Genomic DNA, 16137 nt, shown 5'->3' on the forward strand with positions numbered 1-16137 from the left:
TACTTCAAATTTCCCAGGATAAACATGGTTCGACTGCCTATAATGAATCGATTACGTTTGAGCTGACAGGAAAACTGGCCATCGATCGGTTACGGAATGCGATTCACACTGTCATCCATCGGCATGATGCTCTGAGAACATCCATTGCTGCCGATGGATTTGCTCAAATTGTTAGGCCACTCCTGGATGTTGAAATTCCTTTGCTAGATTATTCATCTGAAGATGCTCCAGATGAAGCCCTAAATCAGTGGCTCTTAGCAGAAAGCCAACAGCCATTCGATCTTTATCAAGGACCTCTAATTCGGGCCACAATTGTCAAACTTTCTCCAGAGAGATACGCATTCAATATCTGTACTCATCATTTAGTTTCCGATGGATGGTCTCTGGTTGTGATTTTGGAGGAAATTAGTAAGATTTATTCCGGTTGTCTAGATATTCCACCAATTCAACAATTCACAGACTATTTGCAATGGTATAACCAAGATACCCAAAGCGATATCTTCAAGAAGTCCGAACTATTTTGGAGCGAAAATCTCAGGGCAGTATCCCCTTTACGTTTACCCCTGGACTACTCTGCTCCAGAACAACGAACCTACAACGGCGATCGCATTAGTATACAGATACCATCCGACTTAACATTTGCTCTTAAACAACGTTCGATGGCCTGGAATGCCACCCTATTTCACACACTGCTGGGAGCTTATGCTTACCAGATGACCCAGTTTTGCCAGCAAAATACCATCACGATTGGAATTTCTGTGAGTGGCCGTCCAACACATCTGGCCGAACATTTAGTGGGCTACTGTTCACATTTCATTCCCATCTACCTGAAAACTGATGAGAACTTAACCTGGAACAAGCAAGTAGAACGAACCAAAGCTGCCATTAGCAAAGCATTCAAGCATCAAAATGTGCCCTTAGCCCGAATATTAGGCCAATTTCCCCAGGAACAACAGCAAAACCTCATGCAAGTTACTTTTAACCTTGACATCCCGATGACTCTTGATTTAGTCGATCTGCAAACTCAGATTATTTCTCAGCCAGTAACCTCCGCACGATATGCAATGGGCCTTAATGTCATCCCTGAACTTGATCACCTTCATTTTGATCTGGATTACAACACAGATTGCTTCAAGACAGAAACAATGCAAGAATTTCTGATGAATTTCATAGAACTACTTCGGGTTTGCTGAAAAAGTCTTTTAGTAGGGGTAGAAGACAACCCACCCCTCGCCCCTCCCCCTCCCAGGAGGGGAAGACAGGAGGAACGGGGAATGAGCGAAGAGATAGGAGTAAGAATTGTCCCTTGATTTTTCTGCCCAACTATGAGCCTAAAATACTAACTGTTTGAGCGTTTTAGACTGAAATAGGTGAACTTTTTTCGACCCCAAAAAGGCTAAAATCTTTATATTTCAATGCTTTGATATTTAATTAGGGTTTGCGTATGGAAAGTCTTTTTGCTGGGGTAGGAGACAGGATACAGGAGACAGGAGACAGGAGTTATGGGAATGAGTGAGGAGGTAGGAGTTAAGAATTGCCTCTCAATTTTTCTGCCATAATCATCCCAAAATACTAGCATGCATGAGCTTTTTCCACCAAAAAGTTGGTACTTTTTTCAACTCTAAAACCCTAAAACCTTTATATTTCAATACTTTTAGGATTAATCAGCAAACCCTAATTAGCAAGCCCTACTTCAAGGCATTCTTACGGGCTGTGTTGCAAAATAGTGAGGGTTGTGAGCTACTTGGGGCTATTTTTACCATGAATCAGTTATAAAAAACCTTATATCTTTGAACCAATATTCCCTTCTGCCTTCTGCCCTCTGCCCTCTGCCCTCTGCCTTTGTACTACGTTTTGAAGTGCGGAATTTAGGTTCTATCAAGTCTTATTAATTAGCCATAATCAAAATCTTTTCCCCGATCAATTTCTCTCTGTTCCCTGTTCCCTATTCCCTCAATTTTTTATTGTGGGTATTCAAAGATACATAAAATTATATCATGTCCGGATAATTAGTGATAAAAAACTTTCTTCTTCTCTTCCTTCTTTTTTCCTCCTGACTCCTGACTCCTGACTCCTGACTCCTCCGACTTCTGGCCTATAAATTTTAACTTTTGACTTCTGGGTATGCTTGCTCCAACATGGTATGATGACTATTGGCATATAAAAAAAGCCTACCACTTGTGATTAGTATCTAAATTTTTGTGAATACATCTGATACATCACCAGAAACCATAACTGTTGACGATAGTGATACTCCAGAAGTTGGCACTGCAGGCGCAGAACCAAATACTTCAATGCAAGAGTATTACAAACTGCAGCAGGAACTATATGTAATCACCTTGACAATTACAGGTATAATATTTGTCTTTGTCTGGGTTTTTTACTCCCTAAACATTGCTCTTAATTATTTGATAGGAGCAACGACAAGTGTGGTTTACTTAAGGATGTTAGCTAAAGAAGTTGAGAGTATTGGCGGGGATAAAAGAAGTGTAGGTAAAACAAGGTTAGCAATATTTGTCGGGCTGATGATATTAGCAACTCAGTTGAATCAGCTCAAAATTTTGCCGATTTTCCTTGGGTTTCTGACTTACAAAGCAGCACTAATAATATATGTAGTGCGAACATCCTTGATGCCAAACTCATAACAATTGAAGCAAATTCTAATTCTTGAAAAATCCACTTGATATAAATCGGGAAGCCTGAGAATCAAAATGCTAGATATTTTGCATACTATTAACTATTTACCCCTGGCCGAACTAGAAGTTGGCCAGCATTTTTACTGGGAGCTAGGCAGCCTCAAAATACATGGGCAAATTTTACTTACATCTTGGTTTGTAATTGCCCTGATAGTTTTGGCTGCTTTAACAGCAACACTCAATGTGCAGCGAATTCCTAGTGGGATGCAAAATTTCATGGAGTACATCCTAGAATTTATACGCAGCCTAACAAAAGACCAAATTGGTGAAAAAGATTATCGCCCTTGGGTGCCATTTGTTGGTACTTTGTTCCTATTTATATTTGTGTCAAATTGGTCAGGAGCGCTAGTACCATGGAAAGTAATAGAACTACCTTCGGGAGAACTAGCTGCCCCCACAAGTGACATTAATACAACAGTAGCATTGGCACTACTGACTTCCATAGCATATTTTTATGCAGGTATCAGCAAAAAAGGCTTAGGATATTTTGCGGGCTATGCTGAACCAGTACCATTTATGGTCCCCTTTAAGATCATAGAAGATTTTACCAAGCCTTTGTCCCTAAGCTTCCGTTTATTTGGTAATATTCTTGCTGATGAATTGGTTGTGGGAGTGCTAGTTCTGCTAGTACCTCTATTTATTCCTTTACCACTAATGGTTTTGGGTCTATTTTTAAGTGCTATTCAAGCATTGATTTTTGCAACCCTAGCTGCTAACTACATCGGAGAAGCGTTAGAAGAACATGGCGCAGAACATCACGATTAAGAATTAGGTGGGTAGTAGAAAAAAAATTTGCTTAAAAGTAACTCAAAGTCTGGTATTCTAAGCAGTGAATGGGATGAATTATCGCCAGATTCACGGAAACTGGAAATGGTAGAGCAATAAGTCCCCCAAAACAACAAAACAAGTAAACTTCAGAGTTGACGAGTGATGTGAGATAAAAGCATGAAACTTGAACTTATTGAGTTTCATATTTCACTTCAATCATCACATCAGTTCATCGAAAAAAGTGACAATTGTGTATGTAGTTGATTACGCAACAGTGTAATCAATATAGTTCTAGTTAATCGTCAAGTTTGTACTTTAGGTTAAAAAAGGAAAGAAAATTATTATGGATCCATTGATTGCTGCTGCTTCCGTCGTTGCTGCTGCCTTAGCTGTAGGTTTAGGTGCGATTGGTCCTGGAATTGGTCAAGGAAATGCAGCAGGTCAAGCTGTAGAAGGTATTGCCCGTCAACCAGAAGCAGAAGGAAAAATTCGAGGCACATTATTGTTGAGTTTGGCATTTATGGAAGCTTTAACAATTTACGGTTTGGTGGTATCACTAGTGTTGCTATTTGCCAACCCCTTTGCATAAACAACCCTCATTATAGAAAATAGGGATTTTAGATTTTTGATTTTGGAGATCGAAAATCTAAAATCTTTAACAAGCATTTCCTGACGGAATTCTTCCCTACGGGATGCTACGCAAACGCAAACAGCAGTTCAGCAGTCAGCTTTTTAGAAGGGAATTTAAGCCTCTCCTAAAATTAAGCGACTTTATAGAAGTTGGGGATGTTTTATCCAAGCTTTTCCGTTCCGGAATGCTCCGCAAACAAATACCTAATTGCGCAAATTTTTAGGCTGATAGCTGAAGCGCTAATAGCTGATAGCTAGTTAAATCCTACTTAAACTATGGGAACCACCTAAAGATTAGAGAAAATGATAAATTGGACAATATTACTAGCCGTTGAAGAAGTAGCAGAAAAGGGTGGTTTGTTTGACATTAATGCAACTCTACCCTTAATGGCAATTCAGTTTCTGATTCTGGCTTTTGTCTTGGATAAAATTTTTTACAAACCACTGGGTAAAGCTATAGATTCTCGTGCAGATTATATCCGCGACAATCAAATCAAAGCACAAGAGGGTTTGGCAAAAACAAAAAAATTAGCTGAACAATACGAGCAAGACCTAGCAGAAACTCGTAAAAAATCTCAAGCAATTATTACTGAAGCTCAAGCAGAAGCTCAGAAAATAGTAGCCGAAAAAGTGGCTAAAGCTCAACAGGAAGCACAAGCCAAAAGAGAACAAGCAGCTCAAGAAATAGAAGAGCAAAAGCAAGCAGCTTTGCAACAGTTAGAAGAACAGGTAGACTCTTTGAGCCACCAAATTCTAGAAAAACTATTAGGACCAGAATTGGTCAGATAGCCAAAGAAAATTCCAGGTGGAAAAGTTGAGGCGATAGATCGTAAAACTCAGCATCCAACAAGATAATTTAAGGCTAACTATCACAGGATATCATGGTAAATGTTTTATGGCTAGCCACAGAAGCTAGCGCAGAAGAAGGTTTCGGTTTAAACCTGGATCTTTTAGACACTAACCTAATTAATTTAGGAATTTTGATTGTAGTTTTAATTTATTTTGGGCGAGGCTTTATTGGGAAAATTCTTAGTGAAAGACGCGCCACTATTGAACAAGCAATCAAAGAAGCAGAAAAACGTCAACAAGAAGCAGCATCAGCTCTAGCAGCTCAACAACAAAAGTTGACCCAAGCTCAAGTAGAGGCTGAAACAATTCTAGCCACTGCTGAAACAAGAGCACAGGAAGTCAAGCAAAAAATTGAGCAACAGGCAGAACAAGATATTGAGCGGATGAAAGCTACTGCTAGCCAAGAGATGGACTCGGAAAGAGATAAAGCAATTGCCCAACTGCGCTCAATTGTAGCATCTAAAGCATTGGCACAAGTAGAATCTCGCCTCAAAGAAACTTTAGATGAGAATGCCCAGCAACAATTAATAGATCGTAGTCTGGGGTTATTAGGAGGTCAATCATGACTGTAATTGCTGGTGAAATTGTAGAACCCTACGCAGCAGCTCTAATGTCCTTGGCTAAATCAAAAGACCTTGCTGAGAGATTTGGGGAAGATATACGTTCCCTGATTAATATTATGGATGAATCCCCAGAATTGAAGCAATTTATGGGAAATCCAATTATTAAACCAGAAGACAAAAAAGCAGTGCTGCAACGCATGATGGGTGATGAAGCCGATCCCTATATGCGTAATTTTTTAATGCTGCTAGTTGATAGAGGTCGGATTATTTTTCTAGAAGAGATAGGGAAAAAATACCTAGCACTATTGCGAGAACTAAATCAAACTGTTCTAGCAGAAGTGACCTCCGCAGTAGAATTAAACGAAGACCAAAAAAATACAGTCCGCGAACGAGTCAAATCAATGACTGATGCAAGAGATGTAGATATTGAAACCAAAATCGATTCAAGTTTACTCGGTGGTGTCATTATCAAAATAGGCTCTCAGATAATTGACTCTAGTCTGCAAGGACAACTACGCCGAATTGGCAATAGCCTCAAAGCATAATTCACTCATTTTTTGTAATAAAGACTGGACAATAAAAAAGAAAAATGGTATCAATCAGACCTGACGAAATTAGCCAAATTATTCGCGACCAAATAGAACAGTACGACCAAGATGTCAAAGTATCTAACGTTGGTACTGTTCTACAAGTGGGTGACGGTATTGCCAGGATTTATGGCCTAGACAAGGTAATGGCAGGAGAACTGGTAGAGTTCTCAGATGGTACAGTAGGTATTGCCCAAAACTTAGAAGAAGATAACGTAGCGGCAGTATTGATGGGTGAAGGCCGGGAAATTCAAGAAGGATCTGCCGTAACTGCCACAGGTAGAATTGCTCAAGTGCCAGTAGGAGAGGCCATGGTTGGCCGGGTGGTAGATGGTCTCGGTCGATCTGTTGATGGTAAAGGAGATATTCAAACCGATGACAGTCGTCTGATTGAATCTCCTGCTCCAGGAATTATCGAACGCCGTTCTGTTTGTGAACCTATGCAAACAGGTATCACTGCTATAGACTCGATGATTCCCATCGGTAGAGGTCAAAGGGAATTGATTATCGGTGACAGACAAACAGGTAAAACAGCGATCGCCATCGATACTATCATTAATCAAAAAGGTGAAGATGTTATCTGTGTATATGTGGCTATTGGTCAAAAAGCTTCTACTGTAGTTCAGGTAGTAAGTACCCTTGAAGAAAAAGGTGCAATGGATTACACCGTTGTAGTAGCTGCTAATGCCAGTGACCCTGCAACTCTCCAATACTTGGCTCCTTATACTGGTGCTACTATTGCTGAATACTTTATGTATAAAGGCAAAGCAACTCTGGTAATCTATGATGACCTTTCCAAGCAAGCTCAAGCTTATCGCCAGGTATCTTTGCTACTGCGTCGTCCACCAGGTCGTGAAGCATATCCAGGAGATGTATTCTATCTCCACTCCCGTCTCTTAGAAAGAGCTGCTAAACTCAATGATGATTTAGGTGGAGGCAGTATGACTGCTCTACCAATTATTGAAACTCAAGCTGGTGACGTTTCGGCCTATATTCCTACCAACGTTATCTCTATTACGGATGGTCAAATCTTCCTCTCCAGTGACCTATTCAACGCAGGTTTCCGCCCAGCAGTAAACGCAGGTGTTTCTGTGTCGAGGGTAGGTTCGGCTGCTCAGACCAAGGCTATGAAAAAAGTTGCTGGTAAGATTAAGCTAGAGCTAGCACAGTTTGCTGAATTAGAAGCGTTCTCTCAATTTGCCTCAGACTTGGATAAAGCTACCCAAAACCAACTGGCAAGAGGTCAGCGCTTGCGGGAGATTTTGAAACAATCTCAAAACTCACCTCGCTCTCTTCCCGAACAAGTAGCAGTGATTTATTCTGGTATTAATGGTTACTTGGATGATATCCCTCTTGAGAAGGTGACTAAATTTATTTCTGGTTTACTGGATTACTTGAACAACAGTAAGCCCAAGTTCGGTGAAATTATCGGTACTGAAAAGGTACTGACTGATGAAGCTCAAACTGTCTTAAAAGAAGGTATTACTGAGTATAAGCAAACATTCTTGGTATCTGCTTAAATTAGTTACTTTTAAGTATTAACATTTAGTGGTTAGTTGTTAATGCTCAAAAGCAACTAGCCACTAATTATTAGTTAGATGTAGTAATTAAAAGTCAGTTATCAGCAGTCAGCTTTGTTGTTTACCTGATACTACCTAACTTTTAAGACTAATTCGCACTTAATTTATAGGCGAATCTCTATAGATTTATTGAAAAAAAAGGGTTGAGAGTAACTAGATAGACAGATATGAGAAAGTTTAATCTAGTTGACTTAGTTGAGAATAAATTAAAAATTTCCCTTCTTCTTTCTTCCTTGTTACTTCTTACTTCTTCCTACACAAAATCATGCCTAATTTAAAAGCTATTCGCGATCGCATCAACTCGGTCAAAAACACTAAAAAAATTACAGAAGCAATGCGCCTAGTGGCCGCTGCTAAAGTACGTCGTGCCCAGGAACAAGTGATTAATACTCGGCCCTTTGCCGACCGCCTTGCCCAAGTTTTATACGGACTTGCCGAACGTTTACAATTTGAAAGTGTAGATTTACCCCTACTAAAACAAAGGGAAGTTAAAACAGTTGGGTTATTAGTAATTTCTGGAAATCGTGGTTTATGTGGTAGCTATAACAGCAGCATAATTAAACGTGCAGAAATTAGAGCTCGTGAACTCACTGAGCAAGGAGTTGATTATAAATATTTATTGATTGGACGTAAAGCAATTCAATATTTCCAACGTCGGGAAGCTCCAATTTTAAACACTTATGATAATCCTGAAAAAATTCCTACAGCTGATGATGCTTCTGCAGTTACTGATGAAGTACTTGCTGATTTTCTCTCAGGATCAGTAGATAGAATAGAGTTGGTTTATACCAAATTTATTTCACTAATTAGCTCTAAACCAGTTATTCAAACTCTCTTACCTCTCGATCCTCAAGGTTTAGAAGTTCAAGATGATGAAATCTTCCGTTTAACTACTAAAGGTGGTCACTTTGAAGTATCACGGGATAAAGTAACAGCACCTACTAAAAGCTTTCCCCGCGATATGATTTTTGAGCAAGACCCAACTCAAATTTTAGAAGCTCTCTTGCCATTATTTTTAACTAACCAGTTATTGAGGGCGTGGCAAGAATCATCTGCTAGTGAATTAGCATCTCGGATGACAGCAATGAGTAATGCTAGTGATAATGCTAGTGAATTAGTTGGTACATTAACTCTTTCTTACAATAAAGCTCGGCAAGCTGCTATTACTCAAGAAATTCTGGAAGTTGTGGGTGGTGCTAGTGCTTTAGAATAATAGGCTACTTTGGAAAATTATTTATATTGTTAATACGTCTAATACGTCTGGCATGACTCAGGCGTATTTTTTTTCTTATTTAGGGGTTGCTAAATAATACCAAGTAGTAATTTATCTTTTTCCTCCAATAGATATTTCCTACAAATTATTTTAATACTGCTTATTATTTGTAACATTCTTTTTTCAAATTGGTATAATATATAGCACTAATCACAACAAGTATAAATACTTACTCAAGTTTAACTACTTTCGCATACTACATTTTGTCGTGCGGAATGTGGGTTTTATTGTTTAATTTTTATAAAATAGACTATAGCAATTTTTACTTATATTTATCATAATGATTACAGGTAAAACAAAATTATTAGGAGTCATTGGCTATCCCGTTGAACATTCTTTGTCTCCAGTAATGCACAATGCTGCAATTAAAGCAATAAATAATCAACAAAACTTAATAGATTATGTTTATCTGCCTTTTCCAATTAAACCAGAAAATTTAAAAACAGCTATTGCTGGGTTTTCTGCTATTGGCATTCAGGGTTTTAATATTACTATTCCCCACAAACAAACAATATTACCACTTTTGTCAAAAGTTTCAGACCTTGCTCAAGCAGTGGGGGCAGTTAATACTGTTTATCAAATAGACAAAGGATGGGAGGGAACAAATACAGATGTGGAAGGGTTTCTTTCTCCACTAAAAACTTATAATTGGGATTGGCATCAAAAAGTAGCGTTGATTTTAGGTAATGGTGGTGCATCTCGCGCAGTAGTGGCTGGTTGTGCACAATTGGGTTGTGCAGAAATTCATGTTATTGGTCGGTCTCAAGAAAAGTTAGCTGCTTTTAGGCAAAGTTGGATTAATTCTCCTTTACCAGTAAGTTTAAAGATACATAAGTGGGATGAAATGTCAAGATTAGTTTCACAGGCAGATTTGCTAGTTAATACTACTCCGATTGGAATGTATCCTAATATTGAGCAGTCTCCAATAGATGAGAAAGTGTTCGATCTATTATCACCAGGAGCAATAGTCTATGATTTAATCTATATTCCCAACCCTACTAAATTTCTTCAACAAGCTCTGGTTAGAGGAGCGATCGCTATTGATGGATTAGAAATGTTGGTTCAACAAGGGGCTGCAGCTTTGGAATTATGGTTACAAAAGTCTGTACCAGTTGATATTATGCGCTATTCTCTACGCCAACATTTAGGCTTGAATGATTAGACCTGTAATATCATGTCCGGTTGAATACTTATTATATAGTTGTGGGAGATGGGGAGATGGGGAGATTGAAGTGTGGATAGAATTATAAACATATACTGTATAACCGGATTCTATATCAGAGTGCGATAGAACTCCGTTCCGCGCTCCGCGTTTTCGGTCCTGAATGTACGCTTTCCATCTCAAGTAGCGTTAACGTGGGTTGTGCACCAGCTAAACAAAAAACTTTCTCCTTCTATTCCTCTTTCTTCTTCTTTCTTCCCTCCTGACTCAGTCCTCCCCCTCCTGGGAGGGAGTTAGGGGTGGGTTGACTCCTGAGTAATTAAGATTAATATCATACACGCGCTTCACCAACGCCGATTATTCTTATCTTTACTTCTTTCCTATCTCCCCTACTCTCCTACTTCCCCCAACTATATAAAACTATATAATAAGTGTTCAACCGGATTTGATATCAGGTTCATCATCCATCTCTGTCAAACACCAACTCGTTCCTTGCTATATATGAAAATCAATGTGGGAAACAGCGCATCACATTACAGTAATGTGATGCGCCGATTATTTAAAGAGGACTGAACTCCATAACTGTCACACTTGTGCCAGTATGAACGATTTGTTCGAGTTGGAAACCACTTGCTGCAAACAAATCTTTGTATTCTTGTTCGGTACGCCAATAACCTCCAGGATTAGTAATCATCATTTGCACTGCAGCTAAAGCTGGTATTGTGCCATCGGGATATTCTACAGGCGCTCCCACAGAAGGAACTAAAGTTTGTAAAAGTATAACCCGACCATCTTTTGAGAGAGCTTCTCGACAGTTAGTCAGTACCTTGATAGAATCTTCGCGACTAAATACCGATAGAAAATATTTCATTACAATTGCATCGGCACCTTTTGGTAAAGATTCCAAAGCACTCCCACCAATAACTGTTACTGCATCATTAACTCCATGTTTTGCCAGATTATTAGGAGCAGTTTCTACTTCATGGGGTAAGTCAAACAAAATACCTTTACAGCCGAATCTTTTCACAATATTGGCAATTAATGTACCTTGATTTCCTCCCACATCCATTACTGTCTGAAAACGACCAAAATCATAAACTGCAAATAACGGGTCAACAACTTCAGTAGTTAAATAACTCATGGCATTGTTGAACAGGTTTTTACTTTTGGGATTTTCTGTCATATAGGAAGTATAAAAATCCTTACCTTTTGCTAATTCAAAAGGAACTTCTCCAGTCTTTAAACTGTTTTCTAATTCTCGCCAACCATCCCACATATTAGGCTCTGTAATGTGCATTAAAAAATCACCGATAGAAGGGGAACCATTAGTAATCAGAAGTTCCGATAATTCTGTAGAAGCAAATACCCGTCCAGGTTTTTCTAAAAAGACACCTAAATGAGCTAAAGCACGCAGCACAACATAAAGTTTTTCTACTTTTGTGCCTGTTTTTTCTGCTATTGCTTCAACGGTTTGTTGTCCGTTATGCAGCAATTCTGGTATACCTAAATTTGTTGCTACATAAACACACTGACTTTGCCAGTAACCGTAAATAATTCGATAGATTTTCTTCTTAGATTCTGAGGCAGATCCTAACATAATTAAGCTCCAATTTTTTTACTAACTATATGATAAAAGCAAATACTCTCAAAAAGGTACTTAAACTTATTTGTTCCATTAGACATCTCCTCCAAAAGACGGAACAGGGTTAACGAAGTCAGAAGTCAGAAGTCAACCCACCCCTCGCCCCTCCCCCTCCCAGGAGGGGAAGTCAGAAGTTATTTTTGTAATACCAATTTGAAAAAAGAATGTTACGAATAATCAGCGTGATTAAAAGATTTTAAAAGAGATGTCCCTTTGACAAAAAAGATAATTTATGCCCTAAAAAAATGGTATTAAAGCCATTCCTATACGACTCCTGACTCCTAAGAAATATCCTAGCTATTTGTAGCAAAAATTTATCAATTTGGTATAACGGGGATTTGAGCAAGCCTCCAAATAATTGCGAATTGCTATAACTGATAGCTGGTAGCTAACTGCTGAATACTTACCTACTTTAAATGCTCACTCAAACGTTCTGCTAATACTTTATTGTTTGGTTCCTTGATAAATGTAAAATGATTGCCAGGAACCATAACTACCTCCATATCAACTACATCTAAAATAGCATACATTTCTACCCAAACTAATTGCGGATCTATTCCATGAGGATGCTTTTCTTCCGCACGAAAGACTGTTACTTTACCGGAATAAGGCCGACGTTTATAACTATAAGTTGCCTTCAAAGTGCCAATAATTACATCAATAAACCGCCGATTTTGTTCGCGAGTCGCTTCCTGGGGAAATAACTCTAATTTTTCCGCTTTATCAATAATAAACTCTATTTGCTCCTCTGAACTTAGCCCAATTAATTCATCCTCGCTAACTAAATTAGTTATACCAAACATTCCTCCAAAATAACGACTTAATACACCCCTCATGTACAAATTATCAATCTTTTTATTGTGGTCTAATAGAATAGGAACCCAAGGATCTAACAAAGCCAATAAACTAACTTTTTGCCCTTGTTGAAGTAACTGCTGTGCCATTTCAAAAGCAACAACTCCACCAAAAGACCAACCACCAATTTGATAAGGCCCTTCTGGTTGAAATTCTTGAATAGTTTTGATATAGAACTCAGCCATATCTTCCACATTTGTGAAGATTTTTTCTCCTTCATTAAACCCCTGTGCTTGTAAGCCATAAAAAGGTTGATTATTACCTAAATAACGGGACAATTCTTGGTAATAAAATACATGACCTCCCGCCGGATGTACGCAGAAAAATGGTTGCTTATTTCCCTGAGTTTGCAGCGGAACTAGAGAAGAAGAAATAACTTGATTTTCTCCTCGGATTAAACTTGCTAAATCTTCAATTGTGGGATTAGTAAACAGAGTAGATAAAGGTAATTGTTTGGCAAACTTTTGCTGAATTTTTGCCATTAAGTTAACTGCTAAAACAGAATGACCTCCTAACTCAAAGAAATTATTTTTAATTCCCACCGGATTAATATTGAGAATATTTGACCAAATTTCTGCTAACTTCCCTTCAATATCATCTCGTGGTGCAACAATATTATTACTCTCACTAAAACTAGAAATATCTGGTACAGGTAAAGCACGACGGTTAACTTTCCCATTCGGAGTTAACGGTAGTTGTGACAAAACCACAAAAGCTGAAGGCACCATATACTCTGCCAACTTTTGTTTTAGATATTGTTTGAGTTGCGACACAATTTCTTGATTTGCCTCAGTTTCGGGCACAATATACGCTACTAAACGTTTATTACCAGGATTATCTTCCCTTGCCAAAACTACTGTTTCTTTAACAGTGGGATGTTGACTGATAGTCGTTTCAATTTCTCCGATTTCGATCCGAAAACCTCGAATTTTGACTTGGTTATCGATGCGACCAATAAATTCGATATTACCATCAGGAAGATAGCGAGCTAAATCTCCTGTTTTGTATAGTCTGCTTTTTCCTCGATCGCTAAACGGATTGGAGATAAATTTTTCCGCAGTCAGCTCCGGACGATTAAGATAACCATTTGCTACACCAACTCCACCAATATATAGCTCCCCAGGAACACCCATGGGAAGTGGTTGTAGATCGCGACTAAGAATGTAGAGTTGATTGTTAGCAATAGGACGACCAATGGGAGGAAGTGCTGGCCAATTTACCGCAGTTCCTTGTAAAGTATAAGCAGAAACCACATGACTTTCTGACGGTCCGTACTGATTTTGCAACCTACAGTTGGGGAGTCGTTTCATCAACTCAATTAGGTCTGGAGTAATCTGTAATTGTTCGCCTGCTGTCACAATTTCACGCAGTTGTGGCAAAGTTTGACATTGAGCAGCAACTGTAGCTAACTGTTGCAAGGCGACAAAGGGTACAAATAGTTTATCTACTTCGTTATCAACCATAAATTGCATCAAAGCAAAACTATCGCGCCTGACTTCTGGAGAAACTAAAACTAAAGTACCACCTGAATATAACGTGGAAAAAATTTCTTGGAAAGATACGTCAAAACTGATGGGAGCAAATTGTAATGTTTTTGCACCTTCACCAATAATTGCTTCCTGCTGCTGCCACATAATTAGGTTGACCAAAGCGCGTTGACTCATGGCAACTCCTTTAGGTTTACCTGTGGAACCGGAAGTATAGATGATGTAGCCTAGATTTTCGGGTTTAGCCACTTTTGCTAAATTTTCTGTAGGCAATTGAGCGATCGCTTCCCAATCTTTATCCAAACAAACAACCTGTGCTTGATGCTCCGGCAATGATGTCACTAATGATTCCTGAGTTAGCAACACTGATACTTGTGCATCAGCAAGCATATAAGCTAAACGTTCTGAGGGATAGCTTGAGTCGAGCGGTACATAAGCTCCTCCTGCTTTCAGGATTCCTAATATACCTACGACCATTTCCAAAGAACGTTCTACACATATTCCCAAGTGTGTTTCTGGCTTTACTCCCAACTTTTGTAAGTACTGAGCTAGTTGATTTGCTTTGGCATTCAACTCTGAATAAGTCAGTTTTTTATCTTCAAAAATTACTGCTATTCCATCTGAGTTTTTTTCTACTTGACTCTCAAATAATTCATGGATACATTTGCCTTGAGGATAATCTGTTTTTGTATTGTTCCACTCCACCAATATTTGCTGTTTTTCCCTCTCACTCAGTATCGGTAACTTATCTACTTCTGTCTGAGGATTTTCTATAATTGCTATTAGTAAATTCTGGAAATGTTCAGCAATTTGAGTCACAGTTTCCGCTGCTAATACATCACTATTGTATTTCCAATCAACCCAGAAATATTCCTCTAACTGAATTGCTTCTAAACTGAGTTCAAAATCTACCTTTTGTTGTGGGAGTTGATAATATTCTAATTCTAATTCTTTGGCATTAAATAACTTATCAAATTTGTAATAACCAAAGGCTGCTTGACAGATAGGAGGATAACTCAGATTAGATAATTTGAGTTGTTGTACAAGTAGAGCAAATTGATAATCTTTGTAGCTTTCTGTTTCAAATACTTTTTTACTGACTTGAGTCAAAAAATCTGTAAACTTGAGATTCCCTGAAATAGAATCTCTGATCACCGTAACATTAGTAAAATTGCCAATAACTCCAGGGAATAATGGTTGATTTTCTCGGTTTTGTAATAAACCTACAAGTAAATCTTCTTCTCCTGTGTAGCGGTAAAGCAGGACTTTAAATACTGCTAATAGTATTTCTTCGACCTTGACTGTTTCTGTTTTTGCCAGTTGTTGAATTTGTTGACTTAATTGTAAATTTATGGTACGCCTTATTGATTTTCCATTATAAGTTCTAATGGTTGGACGAGGAGAATTTGTGGGTAATTCTAACACTGGTAATTCATCAGCCAAATTCTGTTGCCAATAATCACCCAATTGTTTTCCTTCTGAACTATTGAGCAAGTCTAATTCTTTCTGAATATAATCTTCATAAGACTTATTTAATATGGGTAAATCTAGAGATTCATGATTAATTTTTGATTCATAGAGAGCAACAAATTCATTTACTAATATTAATAAAGACTCCCAATCTCCAGCTATTTGATGAACAGTCAATAACAAAATATTCTCTGTTACCGAACGTTTAAATAAACAAGCACGAAATACCCCGCTATTTTCTAAGTTAAAAGGACGTTTGAGCGAGTCAGATAAATGCCCTTCTAATTCCTCGTCGCTCCAAGATGAAGCAGAAATTTGTTCAAAATTAATATCGACATTTTCCTGAATTGTTTGAACTATTTTTCCATCTTGTTCGTAATAGATACTGCGAAGAATAGAGTGACGTTCAATTAATACTTGTAGTGTATCTTTTACACTTTGAATATCCAGAGGTGATTTAATCTGAAATGCTACAGACACTTTGTCTGTTAAACCTGTAGCTTTGAATTTATACAGAAACCAATTTGCTTGCTGTATGTAGGAAGTAGAAATTGATCGTAAAGTAGACAAAATTT

13 protein-coding genes are annotated in these 16137 nt (G+C 38.2%); 10 read left to right on the forward strand and 3 right to left on the reverse strand.

Annotated features, from left to right (window positions below; genetic code table 11):
* Positions 1-8: 8 nt before the first annotated feature.
* Positions 9-1193 (forward strand): condensation domain-containing protein, encoded by a 1185-nt coding sequence (locus tag D5R40_RS05240; protein ID WP_124154322.1) that lies wholly within the window; start codon positions 9-11, stop codon positions 1191-1193.
* Positions 1194-1995: 802 nt separating this feature from the next.
* Here the strand turns inward: D5R40_RS05240 and D5R40_RS34635 are convergent.
* The gene (locus D5R40_RS34635; protein WP_161564933.1) at positions 1996-2160 is read right to left on the reverse strand and encodes a hypothetical protein; all 165 of its coding nucleotides are present in this window, start codon (positions 2158-2160) and stop codon (positions 1996-1998) included.
* A 41-nt stretch (positions 2161-2201) separates the two neighbouring features.
* On the opposite strand from D5R40_RS34635, the gene D5R40_RS05245 reads away from it, so the two are divergent.
* The 9 genes from D5R40_RS05245 to D5R40_RS05285 all read left to right on the forward strand — a co-directional run bounded on the left by D5R40_RS05245 (position 2202) and on the right by D5R40_RS05285 (position 10108).
* The gene (locus D5R40_RS05245; protein WP_124143165.1) at positions 2202-2645 is read left to right on the forward strand and encodes an ATP synthase subunit I; all 444 of its coding nucleotides are present in this window, start codon (positions 2202-2204) and stop codon (positions 2643-2645) included.
* Between the two features lie 66 nt (positions 2646-2711).
* Positions 2712-3461 (forward strand): F0F1 ATP synthase subunit A, encoded by a 750-nt coding sequence (gene atpB, locus D5R40_RS05250; RefSeq protein WP_124143164.1) that lies wholly within the window; start codon positions 2712-2714, stop codon positions 3459-3461.
* 346 nt (positions 3462-3807) lie between these two features.
* Entirely contained in the window at positions 3808-4053 is a 246-nt protein-coding gene (gene atpE, locus D5R40_RS05255) for an ATP synthase F0 subunit C (protein WP_011611801.1), read from the forward strand.
* A gap of 344 nt (positions 4054-4397) precedes the next feature.
* Positions 4398-4883 (forward strand): F0F1 ATP synthase subunit B', encoded by a 486-nt coding sequence (locus tag D5R40_RS05260; RefSeq protein WP_124143163.1) that lies wholly within the window; start codon positions 4398-4400, stop codon positions 4881-4883.
* Positions 4884-4975: 92 nt separating this feature from the next.
* On the forward strand, positions 4976-5509 hold the full coding sequence (locus D5R40_RS05265; protein ID WP_124143162.1) for a F0F1 ATP synthase subunit B: 534 nt from the start codon (positions 4976-4978) through the stop codon (positions 5507-5509).
* A complete protein-coding gene (gene atpH, locus D5R40_RS05270; RefSeq protein ID WP_124143161.1) occupies positions 5506-6051 on the forward strand; it encodes an ATP synthase F1 subunit delta in 546 nt (181 codons plus the stop codon). Before D5R40_RS05265 ends, atpH begins: the two co-directional genes overlap by 4 nt.
* A 44-nt stretch (positions 6052-6095) precedes the next feature.
* Positions 6096-7613 carry a F0F1 ATP synthase subunit alpha gene (atpA, locus tag D5R40_RS05275; protein WP_124143160.1) on the forward strand — a complete coding sequence of 506 codons (1518 nt, stop codon included), beginning with the start codon at positions 6096-6098 and terminating at the stop codon, positions 7611-7613.
* Between the two features lie 325 nt (positions 7614-7938).
* A complete protein-coding gene (locus D5R40_RS05280; RefSeq protein WP_124143159.1) occupies positions 7939-8886 on the forward strand; it encodes a F0F1 ATP synthase subunit gamma in 948 nt (315 codons plus the stop codon).
* Between the two features lie 340 nt (positions 8887-9226).
* Entirely contained in the window at positions 9227-10108 is an 882-nt protein-coding gene (locus D5R40_RS05285; protein ID WP_124143158.1) for a shikimate dehydrogenase, read from the forward strand.
* Between the two features lie 559 nt (positions 10109-10667).
* Here the strand turns inward: D5R40_RS05285 and D5R40_RS05290 are convergent.
* Positions 10668-11705, reverse strand: coding sequence for a methyltransferase (locus tag D5R40_RS05290; RefSeq protein ID WP_124143157.1), 1038 nt, complete (start codon positions 11703-11705; stop codon positions 10668-10670).
* A gap of 452 nt (positions 11706-12157) precedes the next feature.
* Positions 12158-16132: a non-ribosomal peptide synthetase gene (locus D5R40_RS05295; RefSeq protein ID WP_240038764.1), complete on the reverse strand. Its 3975-nt coding sequence runs from the start codon at positions 16130-16132 to the stop codon at positions 12158-12160.
* Positions 16133-16137 lie beyond the last annotated feature (5 nt).

This window comes from Okeania hirsuta, assembly GCF_003838195.1.
GTDB classification, from domain to species: Bacteria; Cyanobacteriota; Cyanobacteriia; order Cyanobacteriales; family Microcoleaceae; genus Okeania; species Okeania hirsuta.